The sequence below is a fragment of the Nonomuraea sp. B5E05 genome, assembly GCF_039880665.1.
Taxonomy (GTDB): domain Bacteria; phylum Actinomycetota; class Actinomycetes; order Streptosporangiales; family Streptosporangiaceae; genus Nonomuraea.
In genome coordinates this window covers 37,622-64,381 of record NZ_JBDPMJ010000032.1, presented here as the reverse complement: position 1 = coordinate 64,381, position 26,760 = coordinate 37,622, and the positions used below count along the sequence as shown (strand labels likewise).

At 66.5% G+C, this 26,760-nt stretch carries 25 protein-coding genes and 2 pseudogenes; 13 read left to right on the top strand and 14 right to left on the bottom strand.

Going from position 1 to position 26,760, the window contains the following annotated elements; all coding sequences use genetic code 11:
* Positions 1–26 precede the first annotated feature (26 nt).
* The 4 genes and pseudogenes from ABGB01_RS39145 to ABGB01_RS39130 form a co-directional block, all read left to right on the top strand.
* Positions 27–83, top strand: a pseudogene (locus tag ABGB01_RS39145) (hypothetical protein); the annotation flags it as partial.
* A 166-nt stretch (positions 84–249) separates the two neighbouring features.
* A complete protein-coding gene (locus tag ABGB01_RS39140) occupies positions 250–753 on the top strand; it encodes an NAD(P)-binding domain-containing protein (protein ID WP_347778818.1) in 504 nt (167 codons plus the stop codon).
* 119 nt (positions 754–872) lie between these two features.
* Positions 873–1,145 carry a hypothetical protein gene (locus ABGB01_RS39135; protein ID WP_347778783.1) on the top strand — a complete coding sequence of 91 codons (273 nt, stop codon included), beginning with the start codon at positions 873–875 and terminating at the stop codon, positions 1,143–1,145.
* Positions 1,142–2,443, top strand: coding sequence for a M28 family peptidase (locus ABGB01_RS39130; RefSeq protein WP_347778782.1), 1,302 nt, complete (start codon positions 1,142–1,144; stop codon positions 2,441–2,443). The genes ABGB01_RS39135 and ABGB01_RS39130 overlap by 4 nt, the downstream gene beginning before the upstream one ends.
* 344 nt (positions 2,444–2,787) lie before the next feature.
* On the opposite strand, the gene ABGB01_RS39125 is transcribed toward ABGB01_RS39130, so the two are convergent.
* From ABGB01_RS39125 to ABGB01_RS39110, 4 genes and pseudogenes are all read right to left on the bottom strand, one after another.
* Positions 2,788–3,120, bottom strand: coding sequence for a hypothetical protein (locus ABGB01_RS39125; protein WP_347778780.1), 333 nt, complete (start codon positions 3,118–3,120; stop codon positions 2,788–2,790).
* Between the two features lie 332 nt (positions 3,121–3,452).
* Positions 3,453–4,148: a class I SAM-dependent methyltransferase gene (locus tag ABGB01_RS39120; protein WP_347778779.1), complete on the bottom strand. Its 696-nt coding sequence runs from the start codon at positions 4,146–4,148 to the stop codon at positions 3,453–3,455.
* Positions 4,149–4,305: 157 nt separating this feature from the next.
* Positions 4,306–4,518 (bottom strand): annotated as a pseudogene (locus tag ABGB01_RS39115) (flavoprotein); the annotation flags it as partial.
* Positions 4,515–5,090, bottom strand: a complete 576-nt coding sequence (locus ABGB01_RS39110; protein WP_347778778.1) for a hypothetical protein — start codon at positions 5,088–5,090, stop codon at positions 4,515–4,517. The pseudogene ABGB01_RS39115 and the gene ABGB01_RS39110, both read right to left, overlap by 4 nt.
* A 339-nt stretch (positions 5,091–5,429) precedes the next feature.
* Between ABGB01_RS39110 and ABGB01_RS39105 the strand changes: the two genes are divergently transcribed.
* Together ABGB01_RS39105 and ABGB01_RS39100 are read left to right on the top strand one after the other, a co-directional pair.
* A complete protein-coding gene (locus ABGB01_RS39105; protein WP_347778777.1) occupies positions 5,430–6,248 on the top strand; it encodes an ATP-dependent Clp protease proteolytic subunit in 819 nt (272 codons plus the stop codon).
* Positions 6,245–6,835: an ATP-dependent Clp protease proteolytic subunit gene (locus tag ABGB01_RS39100; RefSeq protein ID WP_185101837.1), complete on the top strand. Its 591-nt coding sequence runs from the start codon at positions 6,245–6,247 to the stop codon at positions 6,833–6,835. Before ABGB01_RS39105 ends, ABGB01_RS39100 begins: the two co-directional genes overlap by 4 nt.
* Before the next feature lie 27 nt (positions 6,836–6,862).
* Here the strand turns inward: ABGB01_RS39100 and ABGB01_RS39095 are convergent, their stop codons facing one another.
* A complete protein-coding gene (locus ABGB01_RS39095) occupies positions 6,863–7,216 on the bottom strand; it encodes a helix-turn-helix transcriptional regulator (protein WP_347778775.1) in 354 nt (117 codons plus the stop codon).
* 124 nt (positions 7,217–7,340) lie between these two features.
* Between ABGB01_RS39095 and ABGB01_RS39090 the strand changes: the two genes are divergently transcribed.
* On the top strand, positions 7,341–8,573 hold the full coding sequence (locus ABGB01_RS39090; RefSeq protein ID WP_347778774.1) for an IS4 family transposase: 1,233 nt from the start codon (positions 7,341–7,343) through the stop codon (positions 8,571–8,573).
* A gap of 1,104 nt (positions 8,574–9,677) precedes the next feature.
* Here the strand turns inward: ABGB01_RS39090 and ABGB01_RS39085 are convergent.
* Positions 9,678–10,490 carry a hypothetical protein gene (locus ABGB01_RS39085; RefSeq protein WP_347778773.1) on the bottom strand — a complete coding sequence of 271 codons (813 nt, stop codon included), beginning with the start codon at positions 10,488–10,490 and terminating at the stop codon, positions 9,678–9,680.
* Between the two features lie 724 nt (positions 10,491–11,214).
* Between ABGB01_RS39085 and ABGB01_RS39080 the strand changes: the two genes are divergently transcribed.
* Positions 11,215–11,700: a hypothetical protein gene (locus ABGB01_RS39080; RefSeq protein WP_347778772.1), complete on the top strand. Its 486-nt coding sequence runs from the start codon at positions 11,215–11,217 to the stop codon at positions 11,698–11,700.
* A 69-nt stretch (positions 11,701–11,769) separates the two neighbouring features.
* Here the strand turns inward: ABGB01_RS39080 and ABGB01_RS39075 are convergent, their stop codons facing one another.
* The 4 genes from ABGB01_RS39075 to ABGB01_RS39060 all read right to left on the bottom strand — a co-directional run bounded on the left by ABGB01_RS39075 (position 11,770) and on the right by ABGB01_RS39060 (position 19,764).
* On the bottom strand, positions 11,770–11,904 hold the full coding sequence (locus tag ABGB01_RS39075) for a hypothetical protein (RefSeq protein ID WP_347778771.1): 135 nt from the start codon (positions 11,902–11,904) through the stop codon (positions 11,770–11,772).
* 477 nt (positions 11,905–12,381) lie between these two features.
* On the bottom strand, positions 12,382–12,990 hold the full coding sequence (locus ABGB01_RS39070; protein ID WP_347778770.1) for a hypothetical protein: 609 nt from the start codon (positions 12,988–12,990) through the stop codon (positions 12,382–12,384).
* Positions 12,991–13,103: 113 nt separating this feature from the next.
* Positions 13,104–16,292: a LamG-like jellyroll fold domain-containing protein gene (locus ABGB01_RS39065; RefSeq protein WP_347778769.1), complete on the bottom strand. Its 3,189-nt coding sequence runs from the start codon at positions 16,290–16,292 to the stop codon at positions 13,104–13,106.
* A 103-nt stretch (positions 16,293–16,395) separates the two neighbouring features.
* Entirely contained in the window at positions 16,396–19,764 is a 3,369-nt protein-coding gene (locus ABGB01_RS39060) for a DNRLRE domain-containing protein (protein WP_347778768.1), read from the bottom strand.
* Positions 19,765–21,000: 1,236 nt separating this feature from the next.
* Between ABGB01_RS39060 and ABGB01_RS39055 the strand changes: the two genes are divergently transcribed.
* Genes ABGB01_RS39055 through ABGB01_RS39045 form a run of 3 tightly spaced genes read left to right on the top strand, consistent with a single transcriptional unit; the run spans position 21,001 to position 22,608 of the window.
* Positions 21,001–21,237 (top strand): helix-turn-helix domain-containing protein, encoded by a 237-nt coding sequence (locus tag ABGB01_RS39055; protein ID WP_132632901.1) that lies wholly within the window; start codon positions 21,001–21,003, stop codon positions 21,235–21,237.
* Complete coding sequence (locus ABGB01_RS39050; protein WP_347778767.1) at positions 21,230–21,583, top strand: hypothetical protein; 354 nt, start codon at positions 21,230–21,232, stop codon at positions 21,581–21,583. Before ABGB01_RS39055 ends, ABGB01_RS39050 begins: the two co-directional genes overlap by 8 nt.
* On the top strand, positions 21,583–22,608 hold the full coding sequence (locus ABGB01_RS39045) for a site-specific integrase (protein WP_347778765.1): 1,026 nt from the start codon (positions 21,583–21,585) through the stop codon (positions 22,606–22,608). The genes ABGB01_RS39050 and ABGB01_RS39045 overlap by 1 nt, the downstream gene beginning before the upstream one ends.
* A 280-nt stretch (positions 22,609–22,888) precedes the next feature.
* Here the strand turns inward: ABGB01_RS39045 and ABGB01_RS39040 are convergent, their stop codons facing one another.
* Together ABGB01_RS39040 and ABGB01_RS39035 are read right to left on the bottom strand one after the other, a co-directional pair.
* Complete coding sequence (locus ABGB01_RS39040) at positions 22,889–23,620, bottom strand: RtcB family protein (RefSeq protein ID WP_347778763.1); 732 nt, start codon at positions 23,618–23,620, stop codon at positions 22,889–22,891.
* Positions 23,621–23,752: 132 nt separating this feature from the next.
* Entirely contained in the window at positions 23,753–24,589 is an 837-nt protein-coding gene (locus tag ABGB01_RS39035) for a DUF899 family protein (RefSeq protein ID WP_347778762.1), read from the bottom strand.
* Positions 24,590–24,834: 245 nt separating this feature from the next.
* On the opposite strand from ABGB01_RS39035, the gene ABGB01_RS39030 reads away from it, so the two are divergent.
* Both ABGB01_RS39030 and ABGB01_RS39025 read left to right on the top strand, forming a co-directional pair.
* On the top strand, positions 24,835–25,209 hold the full coding sequence (locus ABGB01_RS39030; RefSeq protein WP_347778760.1) for a hypothetical protein: 375 nt from the start codon (positions 24,835–24,837) through the stop codon (positions 25,207–25,209).
* Positions 25,210–25,539: a bacterial transcriptional activator domain-containing protein gene (locus tag ABGB01_RS39025; RefSeq protein ID WP_347778758.1), complete on the top strand. Its 330-nt coding sequence runs from the start codon at positions 25,210–25,212 to the stop codon at positions 25,537–25,539.
* On the opposite strand, the gene ABGB01_RS39020 is transcribed toward ABGB01_RS39025, so the two are convergent.
* Together ABGB01_RS39020 and ABGB01_RS39015 are read right to left on the bottom strand one after the other, a co-directional pair.
* A complete protein-coding gene (locus ABGB01_RS39020) occupies positions 25,470–26,273 on the bottom strand; it encodes a BTAD domain-containing putative transcriptional regulator (RefSeq protein ID WP_347778756.1) in 804 nt (267 codons plus the stop codon). The two genes, ABGB01_RS39025 and ABGB01_RS39020, sit on opposite strands and share 70 nt — an antisense overlap.
* A gap of 82 nt (positions 26,274–26,355) precedes the next feature.
* Positions 26,356–26,730 (bottom strand): hypothetical protein, encoded by a 375-nt coding sequence (locus ABGB01_RS39015; RefSeq protein ID WP_347778754.1) that lies wholly within the window; start codon positions 26,728–26,730, stop codon positions 26,356–26,358.
* Positions 26,731–26,760: the final 30 nt, after the last annotated feature.

The window sequence follows — 26,760 nt, the reverse complement described above, 5'->3', positions numbered from 1 at the left end:
GCCGCCCCCGGCCCGTCGACGTCCTGGTGATCGGCGGCGGGCAGGCGGGCCTGGCCGCCGGGTACTACCTGCGCCCGGCGAAAACCGACTTCGTCATCCTCGACGCCCAGGACAGGGCCGGCGGCGCGTGGCGGCACGCCTGGAACAGTCTGCGCATGTTCTCGCCCGCTCAACACAGCTCACTGCCCGGCCGCATGATGCCCATCCCCCGGTGGGGGCTACCCGAGCGCGGCCGAGGTCGTCGCCTACCTGGCCGACTACGAACGCCGCTACGACCTAACGGTGCTGCGCCCGGTGACGGTGCACGCGGCGCGGCGCGGCGACGGTCACCTCCTGGTCGAGGCCGGTCACGGCGTCTGGCAGGCCACGGTCGTGATCAGCGCGACCGGCACCCGGTGGCGTCCCTACATCCCGCACCATCCCGGCCTGCGCGACTTCGGCGGGGAGCACCTGCACACCGCCGGCCACCGCGTCCCCGAGCCGTTGCGCGGCATGCGTGTGGTCATCGTCGGCGGCGGCAACTCCGCCGCCCAGCTGCTGGCCGAAGCGTCCACGCTCGCCGAGGTGACCTGGGTGACATCGTCGCCGTCCCACCCGTGCGCGAGGCCCGCGACCGCGGCGTGCTCAAGGCCGAGCCCACGGCCCGCCTCGGCCACGTTGATCGGCGCCGGCCCGCCCGGCAGCTGGCCGCCGAGATCTCCACCCAGCTGTAGTGCGCTTCGCGCCGCGCCTGGCAACCAGACCGACCTCTAATTAGATTCTCATCTATCTTGACGGGCATCGAAACAACGTGAGATGGTGGCGACTGCTTAGATATCCATCTAACTTATGGCTGGGGTGGACGATCCACCCTGCTCGGCAGGGAGACCACGATGACGAACCAGACCAGCGGCGGCTTCCTCGGCGACCTGGAGGAGGCCTTCGCCCCGCCCGCCGCCGGAGGCTGCTGCGGCTCCCCTACTACCCCCACCGGCCGGCAGTCCGACGGCGCCGGGCAGGCCACGGAGCTGACCGCTGCGGCGACGGCCTGCTGCGGCAGCCCGGCCGCCGCCAGTCAGGCCGCCCAGGGCGGTTGCTGCGGCCAAGCACCGGCTCCGGCCAGCACTCAGGCCGGCTCCCAGCCGGCCGCCGGATGCTGCGGATGACCACCACAGCGCCTCGCCTCGGCCAGGGCAGGCCGGACCTGGCCCTCCTGGTGGAAGCGGTGTCGGCCACCCGCATGCACGCCACGGTGCGTGAGCTGGCCGGCGACCGCTATGCCGGGCGGCGCGTGGGCTCGCCCGGCAACCGCGCCGCCGCCTCCTGGCTCGCCGAACAACTTGGCGGGCTGGGCGCGCAGGTGCAGCTGTCGGAGTTCGACGTGGCAGGGGTGCGCGAGTTGTACGCGACGCCCGTGCTCGAATGGAGCAGCGCCGGGCGGACGCGGCGCCTGGAGCACCGCCGCGACTTCGTCGAGCACCTGGCCTCCGCCGAACTGCCACATCCGCGCACCGCCCTCCTGACCAAGGTCCCCGAGACCGATCCCAAGACCGGCCCGGAGAGCGGCCTGCACGGCCGATGGGTGCTGGCCGACGCCACCACCTGGGGGCGAGCGTGCGAGCTGGCCGAGGCGCAGGGCGCGGCCGGAGTGCTGACCGTACGCGGCACCGACACCGACGGCTGGATGCCCAAGATGATCGCGGGGCCGCCTGCCCGCGCGGTGCCCGTCATCGCCGTGCGTCCCGAGGTCCACCGGCATCTGGGCGAAGCCCAGGACAACGGCCTGGTCCAGGTGACCGGCTCAATGCCGCTGCGGCAGATCGCCACCCGAGGCCGCAACGTTTACGCCCGTTTTCCCCGCACCGAGACCCGCGGCCACCGAGGTGGTGACGGTCACGGCGACGGGCCCGTCGGTGTGAACCAGGGGCTGCGGGTATTGCTGAGCGCGCACTACGACGGCGTCGGCGACGATCCCGACCGGCGCCTGCCCGCGGCCGCGGACAACGCCTCCGGGGTGGCCGCGGTCCTGGAGGCCGCCCGAGTGCTGGCGGCCGCTGCTCCACCCGGGGCGCTGGAGCTGACGGCGGCCTTCCTGGATGCCGAGGAGGCAGGCGCGTGGGGCTCGGCCCACCACGCCGCCACCCTGCCGCCGGACACGCTCGTGATCAACCTCGACGGTGCCGCACAGCTGCACGAGGCCGCCGCTGTCGAGGCGGGCGGACCCGCTCACGCTTTGCTGGCCACTCTGGACCAGGCCGCCCGCCTGACCGGCGTGCCGCTGAAGGCGGGCGCGATGGCCTCCGACAACCGCCGCTACGCCGCCGCCGGGCTGGCCTCGATCGGTGTCGGCATGGGCATGCCCGGCTACCAGACTCCGGCCGAGACTCCGGATCGCGTTCAGCCGGACACGCTGATGGCCGCCGCCCGGCTGCTGGTGGTGACCGTCATGCTGCTCAACACGTAGGAGGAACGCCAGAGCGGGAAACAGCTCCCCTCACCCAGGCTGTCGAGGCGGCCAAGGCCAGTTCGACGGCAGGCCGCAGAGCTGGCCGGTTCACAGTCAGGACGATGATGACGCATGACGGCCAGCGTGCGCGGCGCTATCCGGTCGGCGGCGCGCCGTCTCGCGCGGCGAGAGCGGCGAGGGCCTCGGTGGCCGACACGGCGGTGATCAATACTCGGTCGGTGGAGCCAGGCAGCAGGGGTTCGAGGGTTTCCGATGTCCTGAGACATCACAAAAGCGCGGCCACCGCTGGGACCGGGAACGGCCGGAGGCCTGAACATGGTGATCGGGCTTCCATCTGCGCCCTACGCCGTATCTCCTCCTGCCGGGCATGCGGTCTTTTGTGTGAGCAGGGTACAGAGCAGGGCCGTGAGCACGAAGCCGACCACCACGGGGACCCCTATCAGCATGCCGAATGCAAGGGTCTCGTTGGACATCCAGGAGTCATAGTCCGGCTGGATGACGACGACCGCCAGCATGACGAAGGGGGCCACCAGACCAACGGCCGGCCAGTGGGGCAGGCGGGCCAACCACGCAGCCACCATGCTGAGCGGGAAGGGCGTCAGCGCAAACGCCATTGCCAGCTTGAGCTCGGAATCCGAGTCGGTGGTCGGCCAGGCGAGGAGGAGCAGCAGCAAGACCGCCACTGCGGACCCGGCCAAGGCCGACCTCAATAGGAGACGCACAGCGTGATTGTCGCAAATCAGGGGCGGACAGGTCGATATACGAAAACTGGCCTGCGGAACCTCGGCGGCCAGTAAAGGCCAGTCGTCAGACGACGGTCTTCCCGATCATGCATCCTGGAGCGTGTGACCATGCCGCAACTCCCCGACCCGGTGCCACCCGGGACAAGCCGAGCAGGCCGGGGCCACGGGGCCAAGGTCGTTCCTCCAGTTGAGGGCTCCACCTTGTCCCCGTGGCCCCGGCTTTCCCTTCCCTATGTCGGCGAGATGGAGCTTCCGGATTGTGTTCAAGGTCGTTGGAGCCTTACAGCAAGGAAGGATGGCGCTTGGTGGAGCTTGTTGTAAGCGGCTTCGTCGATTTCCCGGAGGTCGGCCGTGGGGCGCGGTTCGATGAGCTGCTGAAGTACGAACCCTGCGGCCAGTAGCTCGTTTAGGAAGGTCTCCAGTGGCAGGCGCTGGTAGTGGATCGAGAGCTTGCTGTCTCCGATGGGGAGGTCTCTCCAGTCGTGGCTGAAGTACGAGCCTCCGAAGTGGCCCCAGTCGGCTGTGGGATGCGTGGTCGATATCAGGAGCCATCCACTTGGACGCAGGACGCGGCGTAGTTCACCCAGCAGTTGCACGCGGTTTCTGACGTGCTCGTATACGAGGGCGCAGACTGCTCCGTCGAAGGATGCGTCAGCGGCGAAACCGAGTGGCTCTTCGAGATCATGAAGGAATAGTTCTGCTTGGCCGTGCACGTGTGCTTGCGCGTGGCGCAGTAGTGTGGCGCTGCCTTCGACTCCGACGACCTGGGCACCACGGGCCGAGAGCTCGGCCGCATAGTGGCCTGCTCCACAGCCGACATCCAGGATTCTGGCCCCGGAGACATTGCCCGCGAGTCGAAGCATCGCGGGTCTGTCGGTGTAGGCGTTGTAGGGGCTCGTCCCTGCGTGTTCCGCGAAGTGGTCGCCGAGTGCGTCATGATAAGCAGTCGCCTTGTGCATCGGGACATCATGGCGCTGCCGCTCGTCCTCTTGCCATCGAGTTTCAGGAGGCGGTGGATGGTCCGGGTCCTGGCCTGAGTGGCCTTGCGAAGACCGGCGGTGGAGCGGTCTCATGCGGCGCTCGGTCGGCGAGTTCGGTGGGTATGGCGCGGATGGCGCTACGCGGCGCGCCGTTGCGGTAATGGCTGCGGACGGGGCGGCCGGTCTGCTTTTCCAGTTCGGCAACGTCGATGAAGTCGAGTGCGGGCGGGGTGGCGATGATCTGGACGGTCCAGCCGGCTTCTTGGGCGAGGGTGACGAGGCGGCCGACGTCGGGGGCGGGTCCTGCGGCGCAGACGATGATGTAGAGGACCTTGCCGGGTTGGGTCACGCGGTGACTCCCAGGGTTGCCGCGTACTCGCGGGCTTCGCGGCGGACGCTGATCGGAGCGGTTGCCAGGATGTCACGTACGAGCCGGAGGGCTGTGGGGCGGCCGGTGACTTCTTCGGGGGCGATCTCACCTGCGGCGCGCAGGATGTGCAGGGCTCGGTCGTGCTGGTTGCGCATGAGGAAGGCGCGGGAGGTGTCGAGGAGCAGGGTGGCCTTGCGTTCGTTGATCGGGAGCTGGTCCAGTTCGACCTGGCGGGCGTAGTCGATGGCGGTGCCGGCGTCGCCGAAGCGCAGGGCGACGTTGACGCGGTGGCACAGGACGTTGTTGGGGCCGAACGCGGTCCACATGTGGTTGGCGTCGTGGCCGAGTCTGGTTCCCGCTTCGGCGGCTTCGTCGAGGAGTTCGGCGGTGTTGTGGCGGTTGCCGGTGCTGGCGGCGGCGATGGCTCCGCGCAGCAGCAGTGAGCCGTAGATGGACAGGTCGTCCGGGGAGGGTGCGGACAGGTCGGCGTCCATGCGTTGGGCTGCGCCGCGTGCGGTGTCGGTGGCGGCGAGGTGGTGTCCGCCGTCCATGAGGGCGTGGGTGATGCTTGCGCAGGAGGGCGGGCAGCTTGGCGGTCACCTGGGTGTCGAATGCTCAGCTGAGGCACGCGCGAACACTTGCTCACCTTCCTCTGGCGGCACTTCGGCAAGCGCCTCGCCGGAGCCCATCGCATCCAGTCGCCTCTGCCATAGCGAGCCGTCGCGTTGCCGTGGTCGCAAGGTCTCAGCTCGCTGGGGCCGGCCCTGCTCACGTTTCTGGTAATCGCCGCGTACTCGAGACCGGACCTGCGGGAGGCGGGCTGCACGGTCACGAGCCGGCTCGCGACCTGGACATCAGTGCCCAGACGATCCACAAGTATGGCTCGCCAAGTGGAGCCGAACGAAACCGTCCTGGCCATGCATATCCATACGAATATCGAACCCGGCCCGGCAGCCGGACCGCGCTCCCCGAACCGGCCGGTAATCGCGCTGTCCCTGCTCAGCAGCTCTCGCTGCTCAGAGCAGATCTGCCCCAGGCAGATCGTGTCGACACGGGTCCGGATCGCCTCACAAGATGGACGCATGAGCGAAGAATCGAAACTTCCGCTGTTCAACCCACGGATGAGACGCGAACTCTATGAGCAGCGTGTTCTCGTTCTCGACGGCCCTCTCGACGACGACAATGGGACGCTGCTGGCCACCCAGCTGATGGCACTCGCCACGCAGGATGCGTCGTCCGATATCGCCTTGTGGATTCATTCCCCAGGTGGCTCGGTCCCGTCGATGCTTGCGATCCGCGACATCATGCGTCTCATTCCCTGTGACGTATCGACCCTCGTCCTGGGTATCGCTTACAGTGCCGGGCAGTTCCTGCTGTCGTCGGGGGCCCGTGGGAAGCGCCGCGCTCTACCGCACTCACGAGTCCTGATGCACCAAGGCTCGGCGGGAATCGGTGGCACCGCGGTCGACATCGAACTGCAGGCCGGCGACCTTCGGCATACGCGCGACACGGTGCTCGGTCTGATTGCCGAGGACACAGGTCAGCCTGTCGAGCGCATATTCGAGGATTCTCTGCACGATCGTTGGTACACGGCACAGGAAGCACTGGACTACGGCTTCATCGACGCCATCGTGCAGAACTTCGACGAAATCGCGCCACAAAACCGCCCACGGCTCGGATTCGGCGTCACCCAAGGAGTCGGCCAGTGACCACATATACGATCCCGAACGTCATCGCCTCGAACCCTCGTGGCGAGCGGATCATGGATGTCTACTCGCACCTGCTCACCGAGCGGATCGTCTACCTGGGCACCGCAATCGACGCGGGCGTCGCGAATGCTCTCATCGCGCAGCTGATCTTTCTGGAATCAGACAACCCCGAGGCGGAGATCCAGTTCTATATCAACTGCGAAGGCGGAGACCCGAGCGCGATGCTCGCGATCTACGACACCATGCGCCATATCCGCCCGCGGGTTTCGACGACCTGTGTGGGACAGGCCGTCGCGGTGGGTGCCGTACTTCTCGCCGCGGGCGCCGAAGGCAAACGTGCCGCTCTCCCACACGCACGGATCATCCTGCACCAGCCGGCAGCCCAGGGGCGCGGAGCGATCCCCGATCTCATCTTGCAGGCCGACGAGGTCGTACGTGTCCGGGCGGACATCGAGCGCATACTTTCGCGGCACACCGGCCAGACGGTCGAGACCCTTCGCGCCGACACCGATCACGATCGCGTGTTCACCGCTACCGCGGCCTTGGAGTACGGGCTCCTCGATCAGATCATCGAGGAGCGTTCATAGGCCCGTGGACAACCCCGGCAAGCCGCGCTACGCGGCCAGAGCATACGCCGCCGAGCAGGTGGCACCTCTCGACGCGCCCTGCTGAGCAGGCCGCAAACTCTCGGCAACGGCAAGGGTCAGATCGACCAGGGTCACATCCAGGGCCCCGGCGACCGCGGCGATCATTTCGCTCGACGGCTCCTTGACGCCTCGTTCGATCTCGGAGAGATACTGCGGCGAGACTCCGGCGCGGCTTGCCGTCTCGCTCAACTTCTCGCCCCGCTCATGGCGAAGCCCTCTCAAGCGCTCACCGAGCACCTGCCGCCACAGCGGCTCGCGAGCCGGAGACGGCTCGGAGGCGGTCCGATTGATCGCTGGACGCAACGGCATGGATGAGGCCATACCTCACCATAGGTCGACGGCGCGTTCGAGTTCTGCCAGCTTCGCGCAGAGCAGAACCGTCTCCGCTTACCCTTGCCCAGCCCCAATGCCGTTTAGATAGTGATCTTTCCGGTAGCATCGCCCGATGATCTTGGCCGGTGGTACAGGTGGTTCGGGGCGGTTGACGGATCTGGTCGCGGTTGGTGCGTTGACATCGCTGATTCCTCGCCAGGCCCTGGACGCGGCCATCGCCGCGCACGGGTGCCGGGAGCGGCGCGTGCGCAAACTCCCCGCGCATGTGGTCGTCTACCTGCTGATCGCGTTGTGTCTCTACCCGGACGACGACTACGAGGAAGTCGCCGAGAAGCTGACTGGCATGCTGGCGCTGGTGCCGGGGGCGCGCTGGCAGGCGCCGACCCGCGGGGCGATCACTCAAGCCCGCCAGCGGCTGCGACCTGAGCCGGTCAAGGAGGTGTTCCAGCAGGTCGCCCGGCCTGCTGCGACCGAGTCGACGCCAGGTGCGTGGCTGAAGGGCCGGCGGGTGATGGCGATCGACGGGTTCGTCGTGGACTTGCCCGACACCGAAACCAATGTCGCCGAGTTCGGCCGCGATAACGCCGGCGGATACGAGACCGCGTTCCCGCAGGCCCGGGTGGTCGCCATCAGCGAATGCGCGAGTCACGCCATCGTGGCCGCCGATGTGGCGGGCTGCTGGGCCGGCGAGCAGACTCTCGCCTTCTCCCTGTATCGACGGCTGAGCAAGGAGATGCTGCTCACCGCTGACCGCGGCTTCTACAGCTTTCCCGCCTGGAACGAGGCCCGTCGCAGTGGCGCGCATCTGCTGTGGCGGGTTCAGGCCGGGTTGCGTCCGTGTTGGCTGCGTGACCTGGATGATGGGTCCTGGCTCGCCGTCATCACCAAACCCGCCGGTCTGCGCCGGTCGCAGAAGGACCGGCTGCGCGAGGCAGCACGCCAAGGCCGAGACTTCGATCCCGACGATGCGGTGATCGTCCGGGTGGTCGACTACACCGTGCCCGACCGCAAAGGCGAGCACATCCGGCTGATCACCAGCATTCTCGACCCAGCCGAGGCCACCGCCGAGGAGCTGGCCCGTTGCTACCATGATCGCTGGGAGGCCGAAACAGGCATCGACCAGCTGAAGACGCACTTACGCGGGCCTGGTCGGATCCTGCGCTCCCGTACCCCCGAGCTGGCCTATCAGGAGATCTGGGCCTACCTGCTCACCCACTGGGCGTTATGCACGCTGATCTGCACCGCCGCCACCACGGCCGGCATCGACCCCGACCGGATCAAGTTCCTGGGCACCGTCCGCATCGTGCGCCGCTCGGTCACCGACCGCGCGGCCTTTCCCCCCTGAGCCGCACGACGCAACCTGGAACCGGGCCCTCCACCAGGTCGCGCACCGACGGAACACCAACCCGCACCGCCGCCACCGTTCCTACCCGCGAGCCGTCAAACGCTCTCGCAAGAGCAGCTACCGCGAACGACGCCCCTCCGACAAAGGCACCCGATACGCAGGACCGCCGACCGTCGCACTCTTGCCCACGCCATCGACCGCACAGACGGGACCGTGATCATTTCTTATCTGAACGGCATTGGACCTCAGAGCAAGTCGCCCTGTAGATGGCGTTACTGCGGAGCATCTATGATGACTCGGCTGGCTGGCTGAACCATGAGACTGAATTTAGGTCTTTCGTGAAGGAAATATTGGCCCAATCCCTGAGGATGGCCGGTTCGGGTTCCGTTGTGAAGATATATACCAGCAGCCCCCTGGGAAATTCTCTTCGCAGGACCTGTGCATCAGGGATCCATGGATATGGATTCTGGTCGTCGCCGATATTTTCAGTGCAGAACGCTCCAATTGTTGCGGTCTCGATTCGCTGAAATTGGACACATCGCTTGTGCGTACCAGCCTTTGCCCGTGGAAACGAATCCGTTCCCGTGATCCGATAACCTGAAGGCACGTACAACGGCACGAGCAGCGGCCCTCCATATTCGTGCACCGCCCGCTCGATTGATTCTCGGGACATATGGTTATACGCACCATTATTCCCGCAGGACGATAAAGCCAAGGCTCCGCACGTCAATGCAACGAGCAGCCAATAAGTGCTGAACGTGGCGCGTGTGGAGCCTTGGATCATGATCATCTTATCCTAGCCTTGAGGTGCACGATCCGGCCTTGCGCGATTTCTCTCCTGGTTCTGTACCTCGCATATGTAAGTCCCGCCTGTCCCACATTCGAAGACCTCACCCATTGCCTGGTCAACCAACTGAAGCCAGGCATATTGCCACCATTTGAGGCTGACGTCAGCATTCGTCTTGAGTCCGAGGGCGAACCCCAGTTGGTAGGGGCCATCCTTCAGCCACTGTCCCTGATCCACCTCGATGGAGTAATCCGAAGGCCGTTCCTCGTCCACCTTAATGAAATATTCATCGCAGTCGACGAACTTGATCGGAACCTCTAGGCCCACTGCCCCCAAGTTGGCCGTCGCGGTGAACTCGGTTGTGTCACAGTCCCCTCGAAGTCTTTGGCGGGATCATAGTCCTGCCACTGGCCGCCCACGTTCACGGGATGGCTGGCGGTTTCCTCGTCATAAGCTGTGGATTCAAGCCTTGCGTTGCCTATCTCGAAGTCGGTCGTACCGCTCAGGTTTTCGTTGGGGGTGGCGATGCCCTTGTTGGTGTAACCGTGCCAATCGGCGGTCTTGCTGTCGTCCTCGATGCTCTGGGCTTGCCACATGGAGTGGAGCTTCCCAAGCCATTCGCTACCACGCTTGATGGTCAGGAGGAAGTCTCCGCCATCTGTGGGATTCCAGGTTGCTGTAGTGCCAACACTGTTGCTAGGCGCTGCATCCGCCGGTGCACCTTCTGCCACCGCAAGTACCGCTGGGCCATCTTCCACTAGCCGGACTCGCTTAAGGTCGTAGCTCCTGGGCACGGTGGCGATGACGCTGCGCTGAATGCCGTCCTTGGTCCTCTGCGCCGGCACTGTCAGCTCGAACACATCCAAGTCGGCTACATCGTAACGCCGACCTTCCGCAGCGGTGTCCTTGATGATGGTGTCCTGTGCTTCCTTCAGCGCAACGGGAAGCGACTTCCGTTGGCTCTGGGCGGCGCGTGCCTGGTCGCGTGTAGTGTCGATTGAATCGCTAGTCCAAGTTACGTCGATCGGCGTGCGACTCTCTCGCGCCTCGGGCTGCGCGGCTGCGGGCGCCGCCAGCCATTGGATCGATAACAGGATCGCTACGAAAACTCCCAACAGTCTGTTACGCATTGCATCCTTTCAGTGCATCGCGAGATGTGCCGCAGGCAAGGCGACTTGACCGGTGGACTTGTCTGCGGCCTTACATCTTCGGGAAGCTACCGCGCATGAAGACTTCCTACAAGGGCTTGACAATATGTCAAATATCAGCTTCTTGATGTGTATGATGCGATGCATCCGCCCAAGTTGAACCGCTCCAAGCGATTGGGTGGCATCGCCCGCTGGCCATGACCAGCGCAATCATGAACAACCGTGCGATGGCGCGGCGCATATAGCGACTGGCGAGCAGAATCGCAGAAATTATTGAAATCGAAGGTAGTGGTTCGACGCAAAGCTACTCGGACAAGCGGAAGCGAGCCAGATCTGCCGAACCTGCTCGCTGAAAATCTGCCGCGAGCACGCTCCGTAAGGACCTGTTGACCCGGATCGAGCTCTACCCCGGGAATCCCCTTCTCCCGCCTGTCACCGACCAGAACTACACATGGGTCTGAGAAGGATAAATCAACAGCGGTAACACAAAGGCCCCCGCCCGCCTCCGAAGAGGTGAGCGGGGGCTCCCCAAATCAACAACTGCGACCCGTTGTCCCGGGCCGCGCGTCACTGCCTCACGGCCGAACCGGATCTCGCGCAGCGGACAGTCCAAGAGGACAGGAGATGAATCGGATAGGACATGTGCCGATACGGCAGGGAGGACGTCTGACCTTCCTGCCGACATGGCCGACCACCGGGAGACCACGTGACCTCCGACCCCTGCGAACTCGCTGATGCTCTGCGCGCACGCTTTGCCGCCGCGCCCCTGCGAATCGGCGCTGACACTTCCGCGACAGCGGAGTTCCAGGTCGGCCACGTCGTCCGCCTCCTCACTACTCTCCTGCCGAAGGAAGTGGCCATCGAGGGTGTCTTCTTTCCGCTCAGCGGAGGTCTACAGGACGACGGTCCGGACGGTCTCGACGACAAGACCGCCTTCTCCGACGTGGAGCGGGCTCTCATAGCCAGCGAGATCGACATGGGCGTCCACGGCCTGACGGCCGTGCCTGACTGTGTACTGCTCGCGCAAGGAATCGTGTTCGGCGCGTACCTGCCATGGGACGGCATACCGCAGCCAGGGCTTCCTGCCAGCGTCATCGGTATCCAGGCCCGCACCGCCGACACCCCCGTCCTGCAACTCCTTCATCATCTCAACTGCCACCCGGACGCCGCAGGCCGCGTACAAGGAGCATGACCGGCGTCCAGAAACGCGAAAGAGGCCCTGCCGTCCCGAAGGACGGCAGGGCTTATCTATGATCAGCGGCTACCGCTGGTCGAGCGGCAGGTCAGGTCGGGCGGTGTGCTTGGCCTTGTGCCCGGACACGTACGTGATCAGGCCGGGCAGCAGCGGAATCGCCAGTGACTCCAGCCAGTCCGGCAGGAACGCGATCAGGCACATGGTGGCACACGCCGAAAGTGGAGCGGTCGGCGTTACCGCAGGTCAGGCCCAGGTTTTTCCTGGCCAGAGAAGCGCGCCCTGCAGGATTCGAACCTGCGACCGTCGGATTAGAAGCAAGATCCTTTAGTGTCGTGGAGTGTCATTTGAGGGTAATTCGTGCCATCTCAGCGCGGTTCGCGTGTCGGGTAGTGCCAGGCCCTGACGAAGCGTGACGGGGCGTAGGAGCACGCACCGAGCACGGCCGGGCCGCTGGTCTCGATACGATGATGCCGACCGTGATCCCGAGCTCGTCGGCGGCGATCTTCGCTATGGCCAAGATCGCCTTCAACAGAAGTTGCCGATGGCGGTCGACCACATCCAGGCCGGCGCGGGCACCCACGCACATCAGCAACCTGGCACGACTCGAACCCACCCTTGCCACCTCAGATGAGTCGACCAACGGAGTTTGGAGCCGGGCCATCCCGCCCACTCCGGCCTTTACGACTCCTGAGCTTCTTCCGCTGACAGGAGGCGGGCGCGGATCCGGGTGGAGGAGAACCACTCGCGGTCGAGGAAGCGGCCGGTGATCCGTCCGGCCATGCAGAGGAGAAGGTGAAGCTCCTCGGTGCTTCGCATCTCGAGCCTCAGCTCGAGACCCTCCGCGTGCACCGCGTACTCCGGCACGCTCACCGGCGCGCCGCCCTCGCGGTAGGGCGGATCGATCTCGTTGACGAGAGCGCCGTCCTGATATAGGTACAGGTGGTCGAGCTCGCCCAACTCTCCGTTGTAGAACACGGTGAGGAGCCGTCGTCCTCCTGCGCTGAGTTCTTTCGCCTGCGCAGTCGTGTGGAAGCCACTGAGCCAGAGGACATGTGTCCAACCGGGTGAGTGGGGCCCGATCCAGACGACCTGGTCGTCGATGGAGCGCAGGTGGTCGTTCATGGCTTCGGCGAATTCGCAATGCACGCGCGAGCCGGGGTCCACGCGCAGCCGTCGCGCCGATTCCTCGGGGTCGTCCCCCTCGACCCACATTCCGACGAACCAGCGGCTCAGCCCGAATTCCTGCAGGAGATTCCATTGATTCTCCGCGGGCAGCGGCCCGGTCATGTCGCCATCGCATTCTCCGCCGCTCGGCGGGCACCTCGAGGAAGGGAAGCGGGTGGTCACCGGCCGACCGGCGACCACCCGCCAATATACCGCGTGCGGCGGACTGTGTTCGGCTAATCCACGACCATCATCCAGAACGGACTGTCATCCGCATTGTCGCCGATCTCGTCGAGGGTGAGGCGATACTGGGAGTAGAAACTCAGGAGATGTCCGCCGTGGCTGCGGTTCTGACGGAGGTCGATGCCTCGTAGCGAATAGTGCAACTTGTCCTTGGCCGCGCCTTCCTTGGTGGACGCGTAGGGATATTCATCGCAGTCGTAGACCCCGGTGTAATTCTCCTTAAACTTCTCCTCGTATTCATAGTACTTGCAGTAGTTGGTGGTCCTTGCCGCGCGCCAGAACTTCTGGTCGTCCGTGCCGTAGTCCGACCAGAACTGATGCTTGGAGAAGATCGCGCGGTTGGCTTCTTCCTCGGCCGCGCTGCCCCGGTGCAGCGCCTGGCCCGCTGGTGTGTTCGGGGCCGCCTCCCAGTTGCCGGGAATGGCCTTGGACAGCAGCGTGCCAGCCTTTTCCTTGGCCGGCGGATATTCGGGGTCCCGTGATGCTGTGGTGTCGCCCTGACGCAGGGGCGGATAGGTCTTGATGTTCGCGGCTGGATCCATCGCATCCTCGATGTGCTTGATGACCTCGACGAACTGCGGGTTCGCCTTCTTGGACATGGTCCAGATCCGATTGGCCCGGGTGTTGACGCATCCTCCGGTGTGGTCGGGCACACCGTCATCGACATTGTCGGATTTCCCCATTGTCTGCCAGTCGCAGCGGAAGTTGGGCGCCCACACGGTGCCAGCCGCCGGGGGCGGATCCCCGTTGCGGTAGACGCCGATGCGCTTGCCCTCCCGGTCGAGAACGTCCTGCGACCACAGACGTCCGATGTAGCCGACACCTCCGATCGAGGTGATGAGCGGTTTGATGGTGCATACGGCGTTCTTCTTATCCGCACCGGGATAGCCGCGGACCATGACGGTGACGTGACTCGTCGACTCCCAGCTCGAAATCGACTTCAGGTGGTCGCTCTCGCCTTCGACGGCGCACCGGGAAGAAGTCGATGACGATACCGTCAGGTCGAAGCCGATGTTCATCTGCTGCAGCCCTCGGTCGAACCTGGTCTGCCGCACTCCGTCTTGGAAGATCCCGAAGTCCTGGAGGCGCACGAAGGCCTTGACGTGCTGGGGCTTCGTGGTGCCGTCGTCGCCGACGACTCCGTCGCCGGTGGCGTTGCCCAGATAACTGTGCATCACCCAGGTGGCGCGGAAGGAGAAGATCATGTCATCGGTGAGCGAGTCGACCGCCACATCGGCGATTCTCGCCGCGGCGATGATGACCGGATGTTTGCCGCCCTTCTTGAGCTTCTTCGTGGTGTCGTCGTCGTCGGCGTAAGCGCCAATGGTGTAGTAGGACGACCAGCAGGATGAATACGGGTGCTCCTGGATGCGGGCCATCTCAGGCTTGCCGTAGACCGGAGGCGTTTTGTAGTAGGTCTCCAGCGTTATGTGGTCGCTGCTGAAGTTGGAGACGGCAGCGTCGGCCTTCGGCGTGGCCGCACCGGGCGGTGCGAGTTGTGCCGGCGAGCTCTCATTTACGGCGTCCGCGCGGGAGAAGAGGGCGGCGACCTCCTCGTCCGTGAGCAACCGCTGATAGAGGTCCACCTCGTCGAGGTCGCCCCGCATCCGCGTGCCCACGGTCATGGCGGAGTCGGCATGCCACGGCGACACCGTGAGCGGCTCGGACTTGACCAAGACTCCGTTGAGGTACAGCGAGACGGTCTTGGTTGCCGCGTCGTACCCGCCGGCCAGGTGGAACCACTCGCCGACCGGTGGTTCGACGCCGGACAGGACGCCCTCGGCCGTCGCGTCCGCGGTGTCGGCGCCGGTGAGGGTGAACACCAGCCCGTGGTCAGGGGTGTTACCGAGACGGAAGGGCGCCTGATGAATGCCCTTCTGTTCCAGGACGGTGTAGTCGCCGTCTTTGTCACTCCAGCGCAGCCAGGCGGCGGCGGTGAAGCTCTGGTCGGTGCGAATCACCGGTCCGGCGGTCCGGGCGAGGGGCTCCTCTCCGGGCAGGGTGACGTCCACGGTGACCGCTTGCCAGTCCGACCAGGCTGATGAAGAGTCACCGGCGACGGCGCGCAGCCGCCAGCGGACCTTCCACCCGTCGGCCAGCTTGCCGGCCGGGACGGCGATGTCGGCCTGGGTGCCGGAGGTGACGGCGTCCACGGCACCGGCCCAGATCTGGCCGCTGCCCTGATCTCCGGGAGCGGACGGGTCGTGCTCGATCTCGGCTTCGGCGCGTAGTGCCTGGCCTGCCGGGTGGGTGAGGGTCGCCTGCAGCGTGGGGGTGAGCTTGGTGGTCACCGTCACGCCCTCCACCACCTTCGACGGGGTGATGGACAGGCCCGTAGCGGTGGGCTTGGGCAGGCTAACGGTGAAGGATTGCCATTCCGACCAGGCCGAGGCGGCGGTGGCCGAGACCGCACGAGCCCGCCAGCGCACCTTCCACCCGTCGGCCAGGACGTCCGCCGGGACCGCCAGGCTCGCCTGAGTGTCGGCGGGGACGTTGTCGGCTCCTCCGGACCAGATCTGGCCGCTGCCCTGACTTTCAGGGGCGGCCGGGTCGTGCTCGATCTCGGCTTCGGCCCGCAGCGGCTTGCCTGCCGGGTCATTCACCTGGGCCAGCAGGGCCGGAGTGCGGGTGGAGGTGACGGTGGCGCCGTCCACTTGTTGGGACGGGCTGACCTGCAACGCGCCGACGGCCGGCTCAGAGGCCGGGTCCGGCACGTCCACGATCAGATTCTGCCATTCCGACCAAGGCGAGCCGACCGTGGTGACGGTGTTGACCGCGCGGGCACGCCAGCGCACCTTCCAGCCATCGCTCAGCCTTCCGCCGGGAACGGTGGCCGTGGCCTGGCTGCCGGAGGTGACGTTGTCCACGCCCCCGGTCCAGATCTGGCCGCTGCCCTGACCTTCGGGAGCGGTCTGGTCGTGCTCGACTTCGAACTCGGCCCGCAGCGGCTGGGCGGCCGGGTCGGTGACCGTGACGCGCAGAGCCGGGGTCAAGCTCGTCGCCACCGTTATGCCGTCCATCACCTGGGAGGGAGTGACCTGGAAAGCGCTCACGGCCGGGTTAGGCACGTCGACGGTGGCCATCTGCCAGTCCGTCCACGCCGAGGTCGACGATGCGGCGGCGTTGGCCGCGCGGACCCGCCAGCGAATTTTCCAGCCGTCGGTGAGCGTGCCGGCGGGCACGCCCACCGTGGCCTGACCGCCGGCGGGGACCTCCGGCGAGGTGCCGGCCCAGATCCGGCCGGTGCCCTGCCCGGTCACGGCCGGGTCGTGCTCGACTTCGAACTCACCCGTCAGGCTGCCGCCCGTGGTGTCGGTGACGATTGCGGAGAGCTGCGGGGTGAGCGAGCTCGCGACCGTGGCACCGTCCACGACCCGCGCCGGAGTGATGGCCGGGGCAGAGACGGCCGGCTCGGAGGCGGGTCCGCTGGTGGTGATGGTCAGCGTGGGCGGGTAGCCGTCCGACTCGAGGTATTCCGAGGCGGTGAACAGCCGAGGGCAGGCTGCCCCAGTACATGTTCTCCGCGTCCCAGCCTGAGGTCAGCCGGGCGACCTGGATACCGCGGGCGAGTGCGGCGCCGCAGTTATGGGCGTCGACGGTGTTCATGGACAGCGTGGCGGCGGTCACCGTGCTGCCCTGCAGTCCCAGGGTGTCGAACCGCAGGTGCGTGCGGTACTTCGAGCCGTCCGAGATGGTGCCGGCCATCAGGTACTCGTTGTCGAAGTAGGCGGGCGTGTCCGTGTCGTAGGTGCTGACGTCCACGTCGGCGGCGAGCGGCAGTGTCACCGCAGCGGCCACCCGCACCGGATAGGTGGTGCCGGCATCGGCCAGGAACTTCTGATCCGGCTTCACCACCAGCTCCGTGTGGCCGCCCTCGGTGACCAGGTCCATGCCGACCGCACCGTGCTTGACCGACCCGGGCCGGTTCTGGACGCCGCCGTCCGACACGAGCGGTCGTGTCCCTGCGGCGACCAGCTTCTTGTCCTTGCTCTTCAGCAGCAGCCGGCCGCCCTTGCCCTGGGACGGGGTCAGACCCTCGTCTTCGACGCCGATCCGCAGCTTCACCTGCTCGGCAGGCCGCTGGCGCAGCACCACCTCATGCCTGAATCCAGCCGGCAACGCCGTAACCACCAGGTCGGCTCCCACGCCGGCGGCGTCGGTGTAGGTAGCGACACTGCCCTTGACGGTGGGCTTGGGCAGTGGTGTCGGCCACCGCAACGCGTACGATCTGCCGTCGGCGGCCATCTTCACGAACGGGTCCGTGCCGCCGGCGGAGAGCTCCACGAGCGCGCCCTCGACGATCGTCTTGGGCCGCAGCTTACCGCTCTGCTCGATCAGAGTGGTGTCGATAGGTGCCCATCCGCTGCCCCGCCTGGCCCGTACCGGACCGGCGGTCACCTCGATCTTGAAGCTCTTCCCGTCAGGCTGGGCGTGGGTAATGCTGGTCGCGGTCGTCTCGTCGGCGACCTCGACGGCCTTGCCCTGTGCGGCCGCCATCCGGGAAGCGGCGATCCGCGCCTGTGACGGCACGTTCGAGACCGCGTTCCCGCTCTTGCCGGCAATCCACGCCGCGGTGTCGTTCAGGCTCGCGTGGTGCTCGTTCCCGGAGGAGTCGGCAGCCGTGCGACCGTCTCCCTCGTCGAACGTCCACTGCGCCGCCGACTGCTTGAGCGTGGTGAAGGACCAGGTGTACGGCACCATGGTGTTCTCCCACGAGTCCATCGCACCCGACAGCTCGACCGTGTAGGTGGTTCCCGCCTTCAAGGGCTGGTCCGGGTCGAAGGTCAGTACCGTTTCAGTGCTGTCGTACGTCAGTGTCCCCGCCGCCGGGGCGCCCGCGGCGTCCTTGACGACCATCTGAGCCTCACCGACCGGCTCCGAGAAGGTGGCCTTCACCAAGGTGTCCCGAGGGACGTCGACGGCACTGTCCGCCGGCTCGACCGCGATCACTCGCGGAGCGCCGTTGTCTTCACCGTCGCCGGTGCCTCCGATGCCACTCTCGTCGAAGTCGAGTTGGTCCGTGCCGACCTGGTACTCTTGACCGTCACGTTGCCCGGCGACGCGGGCGGCCACTTCCTTGCTTATCGTGACGTCCTCATCGCCGCCGAGCGGCTGATACATCGACATGGCGATGGCGTCCTCGTACTCGGGAAGATTCGTCAACTGCGTGCCGGTCAGCATGACGACTTCCTCCAGGGGGCCTTCCATCTCGAAGTCCACCGTGAGGATGGGCGGGTGCAACGTGCCCTTGCACTCTTCCCGCGGGGCCGTGGTGCAGCCGCCGGCCTCGTCCGTCCGGTAGCGCCGCCAGTTGGTGATGTCCGATTCGCTACCGGCGGCGAGCTGGATGCCATAGTTGGGAGCGCCGTTGGCCCATGCCTGCACGATGTCGTCGACCGAGTGGATCAGATCCCAGGCGTAAGCCATCGAACCGGTGCAGTCGTAGTCGCTGTAGGCGCCGTACTCCGTGTCCGCGCCCACGCTGGTGACGGACGGCTGGGTGTTCCAGGTCAGCGTCGCCTCCTCCCAGTCGGAGGTGATCTGACGCGCCGTGATGCCAGAGCCCACGTACTCCCCGCACGCGTTGGAGTAATAGTTCCACAGGATCAGGTCGGCGTTCTCCACCTTGGCACCCGCGAACTCATCCGGCACGTCGGGGAACCGGAGGTAGGTCCGCCAGCGCACGTCTCCGCCGTTGGACTTACCGACCAGGACTCGGTCGAGGCGGAAGTTGTCCCAGCTGTCCTGGTACTCGTAGTCGTTGACGAAGGTGTCCTGGCCGCCGAGGTGATACTCGCTGGTGTCGGTCTCCCACCAGTCGTTCACGGCGGCGGCCATGGTCACCGGGTAGGTGACCATGGGGTCGGCGAGGAAAGCGGGGTCGGGCGTGAACACCAGGACCTCACCATCCCCGGCGAGCGTGACGGCGGCCTTGCCCACCTTGCCCGCATCGATCGGGGCTGTCGCGTCAGCGGCTGTGGCGTCCTGCAGCAGGGTGGGCCGCACCTCAGTGAGCGTCTTGCCGTCCTTCCCCACGATGATGGGCCGGCCGGCGGCGTTCTTCGCGAAGGACAGCCCTTCGGGCAGATCTACCGGCATCCGGAAGGAGACCGGTCCTGTGGGCCGCTCGGCGATGGTGACCTGCTGCTGAAAGCCGGTCGCGGTCGCGGTCACCACCAGGTCGCGGCCTTCGCCGTAGGCACCCGGGTAGGTTGCGGTGTCGCCCTTCAGCCGGGGCTCGAGCAGTGTGGACGGCGAGGTGATCTTCGCGACGGCATCGGCCGCCCGGCTCTTGAGGAGGGTCTTGTCCTGGCCGGCGGACAGGACAAGTTCGCCGTGTGCCGCCTTGGGCTTGATGGCGCCGTCCGCCTCGATGAGGGTGGTGTCGATCGGTGTGAAGCCTTTGCCGTCTGCGCTCTTGACGCGGATCGGCTGCGTGTGCATTTCCATCCGGACCGTTTTGCCGTCCGGGTTGGCGTAGAAGGTGGAGCTTTCCGAGCGCATCGACTCGATCTCGACGCGCCGGTTGTCCTTCTTGGCCTGCGCCAGCGCCTTGCTGGTGGGCGTGGCAGGGGCGCTGGGCGGTGATGTCGCGGAGGCTGGGGTGGGGGTGGGGGGTGGCGTGGGGCCCTGAGCGATCGCGGGTGCGCTCATCAGCGAGAGCGGCAGTGTCAGGACCGCGATCAGAGCAGCGCGGCGGCGCGTCCGGCTCGATAAGCCAGACGCTGCTCGTGATGTGTTCACTCGATCCTTTCGAACAGATGTGGCAAAACCAAGTGATCATCACATGTCCACCGGATATAGCAAAGATCCTTTTCTGTAACGGGAAAGCCTTGCTCCGTTAGCACCAGCCATGTCGAGACAGGCAGGCGCGCCTACGGGCACCGAGCCCTACAACCAGATCGGCAGAATCCGCCCCAGGAGAACTCCCGACACGACCTCCGCATGGCCAGGCGCCACACCGAACCACCACCGGCCAGCGCGAGGGACACCGACGCTGACCACCATCAAGCACCCGCACCCGATGAGCGGGAACACCTTGCAAGACGCTCGCGGCGAATGTCGCTTTCACCAGGTAAGACAGAAGTCGAGTGATGGGTGGCGGGAGATCAATGTCGAGAAACCGAGACACATTCAGCCGCAGCCACATATCACCCATCAGTAGACATAGCGGCCCTCGTACGGCTCGAGCTCTCCTAATGCGAGCCCTCTTGTTCCAGGTCAACGGCGCTGCAAGTCGGACGCTCAACACGACGTGGACCAGGGGTGGATCGGAGGTTGTGACTCGCCTCCAGGTGTCAGCGAGTCAGACGCGTAGTCTCGCGCTGTAGCGGAGCGCATGGGCAGCAGCCTGCCCCGGAAGCAGTACACCCGGGTTGCGGAGCGCGATCTTGCCTGGTCTTTGCCTGCCTTCATGTCCGAATTCGCGCCTGGAGGCAGGTATTTAGAAGGCGACAGGGACCAGGTGGCTCGGATGATCGGGCCACATCACCATGACAGGACCCAACCACAGCACCCTTCGACGTCCGCCATCCACCACGCCCATCAGGGTCGACAGGTGGCCGGCACCAGAGCAGGCTCGCTCTTGCTCGTCCGCCGTGCGCAACCCTCCCCGAACGCACAACCTCCCAATCCACGTCGGCGCCCCCGAAGGGCTGCCCAGCAGCGTCACGGTGCTTCACAGCGTCGAGCGATGCGTGGCTCCCGTAGCGGCGGTCAAGTGGGGCTTGAGTGCTGGTGCCGAGGTGGGTGTCGATACGTCGTGCCTGGCACGGCGCTCGGGACGGTCGGCGGTGGCGCGCATCATGCTTGCCCGATTTCCTGCACCGCTGTGGCCGTGCCGGGCGGGCTGGCGGCAGTCGCGCGTCCTTCCCGGCCTGGAGGTCGGCGATGAGGCGCGCGCTGACGTTGGCCGAGATCCAGCAACTGCCGGCTGTGGTCGACGTGGTCACCGCAGGACGGGCGCTCGGATTGGGACGCACCACGGCCTACCAACTCGCCAGGGACGGCCAGTTCCCCTGCCGGATCATCCGCATCGGCAAGAGATACCTGGTGCCCACCGCCGCCCTGCTCGCGCTGCTCGGCGATCACACCCTCATCGAGGAGGACAGGACAACCGATGGCTGAAGGCAGCACGTTCAAACGCTGCTCCTGCCGCGACAGCGACGGCAAGGCACTCGGGCAGAAATGCCCCAAGCTGCGCCGCGCTGACGGCGGATGGAGCTACCGGCACGGCATCTGGAACTACCAGATCGAACTCCCGCCAGGCACCGACGGCAAGCGGCGCGGGCCGCTGCGCCGCGGCGGCTTCGCCACCCAGGACGCCGCCAAGGCCGAACTCGGGCAGGTGCGTGACCTGCTCGCACTGGCCGACCCGCGCGAGCCTGCCACTCGCATCCAGATCGCCGACCTGATCAAGCGGACGCTGGCCGAGACCGACACGCTCCCATCAAGGTCAGCGACATCGCTTTGATGTTCGAGCAGATCGAGGAGTTCAACGACACCATCGCCGAACGCCGCGCCGATCCCGACCCACAGGTGCGGGCCACGGTGAAGTACCGGCGGCCGATCAGCATCGCCACCATGCACCGCATCCGCGCCACCCTGCGGCACGCGCTCAACATGGCCATGCGCCAAGACCGGCTGATCGACTTCAACCCCGCCGCCGTGCTGGAGATGGCCGCCTACACCCGGCCCAAGCCGATGGTGTGGACCGAGGACCGAGTCCGCGCCTGGCAGGAGGATTTTCGCACCTACCGGGAGACAGAGAAACAGCGCCGGGGCGGGCGGCGAGTCGATCCCATCGACGCCTACACCAGCGTGCCCCGCCCCTCCCCGGTCATGGTCTGGACGCCCGCGCACACCCGACGGTTTCTCAGGGAAGCCAAAGCTCACCGCCTGTTCGCCCTCTACCAGCTGATCGCGCTACGCGGGCTGCGGCGCGGCGAGGCATGTGGGCTGCGCTGGAAGGAGGTCAATCTCGACGGCCACGTCTTGACCGTGAACTGGCAGCTCGTGCAGCTGGCCTGGGCAGTTCATGAGGGCACCCCGAAGACCGACGCCTCGGTGCGGACCATCGCCTTGGACAGCGACACCGCACAACTGCTGCGTGCCCATCGGCAGCAGCAACTGCAGGAACGGCTGGCCATGGGTGAGGCGTGGACGGACACCGGGTTCGTCTTCACCCAGCCCGACGGCACCCGGCTCCATCCCCAGCACATCTCCGACCAGTTTCTCTGGCTCGCCTACCTCGCCGGACTGCCGCCCATCCGCCTTCACGACCTCCGCCACGGGGCAGCCTCGCTGATGCTGGCGGCCGGGGTAGAGATGAAGGTCGTGCAAAAGACCCTGGGCCACACCTCCAGCGCCTTCACCGCCGACACCTACACCTCCGTCTACCCGCAGGTGGCCATGGCCGCGGCCGAGAAGACCGCCGCCCCGCTCTTCGGTGAGGAAGACCAAACCGAACCGGGCAAACTCATCTCGCTGAGGAGCTGAACAGTCGGATTAAGCATCCGGCCCCGCGTTCGCCGCCTGCTCGGGGCGAGGCGGGGCCGCTGCTCTTGCCGCAGCAGCCGAAGGTAGCGGATGGATCATGGTGTGTGCGGGGTTGGTGCAAGCGAGCACGCACGGAGCACGCAAACGCTAGACGAAAATTCTAGAATACATCCGATCCCGCATCGCCGCAGGTCAGAACATGATCAAAGCGCGCCCTGCAGGATTCGAACCTGCGACCGTCGGATTAGAAGCAAGATCGTTATATGTTTGGGGGTGCCGACTAGTGTCCGTCTGTCCCGTGCTGGGTTGATTTCGGTGTCAGGCCGTGACGGAAGCTGTCGGTACGTTGCGGGGCGGACGAGCACGGACCGAGCACGGCGGACCCGTTGGTGCGCACCACGCGTTCATGACCGGGGTGAGCCGCATGGCAAACGTGACGAACCACCAGGTCAGCTCTGTGCGATGAGTTTTGACGCGGTACACCTCGCGAACCGCTGTGGACGATGAGAACCAGGTCGCCTGCGGCGAGCCCGGGACGGCTCGCGTGGTCCGGCTCGAAGACGGTCCCGACGCGCGACAGCTCGACGAAGTGGTTGCCCCGGCCGACCGTCCCGAGCCCTTCGACGTGACCTGCGGGAATATCGCCCTTCAGCACGGCCCAGGCGGGATCGTCCGCATCCTGCTCGGGATCCAGCGCGCGATCGAGATCGGGGAATCGGGCGGCAAGCCTCTCGGGTACGGCGCGCTTGAGCTTGACGGGGAAGACGGCGATGCCGCAACCGATGTCGGAGCCCACCAGGAACAGGTACAGGATGGCCGACGCCATGGCGACGCCGATGGGGGCGCCCTTGCCGGGATGCAGGTCCGGCATGGCGGCGACGTGCATCATGCCGTCAAGGGTCGCCACTTGGTGGCACTGCGCGACGGCATCGGACTCGATCCAGCTTGTGGGGGAGGCGAACACGGTGACCGTGGCCGGGGTGGACTCCTGCCGGGAGCGTTGCTGAGACAAAACGCTCTCTTCGCTGAACAGAGTATGGATGGACGCCGCCGCTCGGAAGAAGCGGGGGTGCTGTCACATTCTCTGAACGCGGCCAGGCGAGGCAAGCGGTTTTCGGGCGTACGGACGTCGCGAGCGGCGTTCTCAGCGATCTCGGTGGGCGAACCGGACCGGGGAGTTTCGGCCGCGAGCCGACGGCGTGGCCGGAACCGAAGGTTCGGCACGCCGGGCAGAGGGCGGCGGCGCCGTGAACGCTCCGGTCCGCCGGACCGGAGCGGGCCGGGAAGGACTACTGGGCGGGGTCAGGACCATAGAGGGCGGCGATGTCCTTGGCGGTGGCCCAGCGGGTGTAGGTGGGCGACCGCGGCCAGCCGTCGGGCGAGTCCTGCCATTCCTCCTGCCGCCGTACGGCAGCAGGTCGATCAGCGCGAATGTGTGACTGAGCTGCTCGGTGCCCCGGCCGTTGGTGTGCCAGGTGCGATACACGTCGTCGCCGTCGCGCAGGAACACGTTGACGGCGAAGCCTTCGCCGGGCGGTGCGCCGACGTCAGTGCCGAACGGGCTGTTCGCGGTGGAGTACCAGGCCATCTTGTTCCCGACCCGCCGCTTGTAGGCGAGCGCCTCGTCGATCGGGCCCTGGGTGACGACGACGAACCGGGCATCGTAGTTGTCCAGGAACTCCAGCCGGGTGAACTGCGAGGTGAACCCCGTGCAACCGGGGCACTGCCACTCCTTGCCTGGAAACCACATGTGGTTGTAGATGATCAGTTGCCTGCTGCCGTCGAAGACGTCCGCCAGCCGGACCGGTCCGTTCTCACCCTCGAGGGTGTAGTCCGGCATCCGCACCATGGGCAGGCGGCGGCGCTGGGCGGCGATGGCGTCGAGTTCGCGGGTCGCGGCCCTCTCGCGGCCACGCAGTGCGTCAAGCTGATGCTGCCAGGTGTCGGCGTCGACGACGGGTGGTAGCGCGTTTGCGTTCATGGTTCCTCCCTGATCAGGTGCGTGGCTTGCCGTGTGCGGATGTAGACCGTGTGGCGTCGCCGAATTCATCGGTGGTCGGCCGTCGGGCTGGTTTCCCTCGGTTCAAGCTTTCGCCGCGAGGACGGGCCGGGCCCGCGGCCGTGATACCAACAGTGATGACTTGACGTGTTGCTCGAGCTGAGCGGGGCACTGCTGTGCAGATCACGATGGGGTCGCCACGGGATGGCCTGTCTGAAGAGCGTCCTGTGTGGCGCCTGCGTCTGTTCGGCGGTTTCGCCCTCGACCGGGGTGGCGAGCCGGTCGTCCTGCCGGCGGCCGCGCAGAGAATGGTGGCCTTCCTCGCGGTGTGCGGCCCATCGCTCAGGACGCGCGCCGCACGGTCGATCTGGGGCACCAAACCGGAGGAGAGAGTCTCGGCCGATTTGCGGACGGCGCTGTGGCGGTTGCGAAAGGTGGCGCCCGGGCTGCTCGCCGACTCCGTGGGCACCGTCGCGCTGGCCGCAGGGGTTTCGGTGGACATCTGGTCCCTCAAGGGCACCGGTTCGGTCGATCCGGAATTTCTCCACCGATACGCGGCGATCGGCTGCCCTGATCTGCTTCCGGGCTGGTACGACGACTAGGTGCCCAGGCACCGGGAACTGCTGCGCCATCGCAACCTGCGGGCGCTGGAGGACGCGGCATACACCGCGATCAGCGCCGGTGAGGTGACGGCCGGGCTGGAGTGGGCCCTGCGGGCCGTCGCCGCGGACGTGCTCAGGGAGAGCGGTCACCGGCTGGTGCTCACCGCCATGCTCGCGGACGACAGGGCCGGTGACGCGTTGCGCCATGCGGAGCAGGTGGTTCGGATGCTCGCCGAGCAGCTCGGCGTTCGGCCGTCGGCTCAGCTCAGGATGTTGATGGAGGAGGCTCGATCCCGGTCGGTGATGGGCGAGGTACGGGCTCTGGGATAGGAGCCGAGCAGCTCGGCAAGCCGCGGATGCGGCTCCACACCGAGCTCCCGGGCCAGCAGCCGACGGTAGGTGTCCAGGCTGCGGTGGCCCTCGACCCAGTTTCCCTCGGCCAGGTGCGCCTCGAGCAGCGACTGCTGGGCGCTTTCGCGCAGGGGCTCCGCGCCGGCGGCGGCCAGCGCCACCTCGACCGCTTCCGCGCAGCGGCCCGCCTTCACGAGATGCCGGGTCATCGCCTCCATGCCGTGCAGCACCCGTAGCCGGACGCGTTCCCGTTCTGTCAGCACCCAGTCGTCGTACCAGCCGGGAAGCAGGTCGAACAGGAGGCCATGGGTGGGCAGCACGAGCAGGTCGTCGGGCATCGGTCTACCGGTGACCATCCGGCCGGCCCAGGAGGTGACGAGATCGATGTCGACCAGGACGCCTGGCCGGAAGGCCAGATGGTGCCGGTCCACTTCGATCAGTTCGACGATGGCCTGGTTGAGTCTCCAAAGCGCGGAGCGGAGGTTGCCGGCCGCCCGGCTGTCGGCGGCGTCCGGCCACAGGGTGGCGGCGGCGTGACCGCGGCCCATGCGGCCGCGGTGCAGGGCGACGAAGGCCAGCAGTCGCTTGCTGCCCTCCGGGACTTCGTACCAGCTGGCGCCATGGCTGACACGGACGTCACCCAGCAGCCGAATCACGAAGTCGGCCCCCATGGGCTGGCCGGCGACGAGGGCGTCGACGAAGTCGGCGGACATGCGGGAACTCCTCTGTGGTGCGGGCTTGCCCCCGCAAGCTTAGAGAGCGGTCCGTCACCGAGAAGTCACACGAACGTAAACGTCACGGTGTCACGTCGCGGCCCACCAGAATCTCCACCAGGGCGGGTTCGGCGGCGCTGTTGGTGAAGGTCAGGCTGGACAGCTTCGTGCCGAGCAGCCGCGCGGCTCCGGTGCCGAGGAACGCGTGCGGGCTGTCGAGGGTGACGGTGGTATTGCCGACCTTGTACGACAGGGTGTCGCTGGGCGTGGCAGGCAGGATCACCACCATGCCGATGCGCTCGGTGTCAGCCGGAATCAGGTCCACCTGCTGGCTGCCGGAGGCCGGTATCTCGGCCGAGATCTTGTCGTACGCCTCGACATCCTCGGTGCCGGAGGCCACTAGCTGCGGCCCGTCCGTCACCCGGACTTGGAGGCTCCATTTGATCTTCTCAGTCATGTGTCTCCTCCGGATCAGGCGGACTGGCGC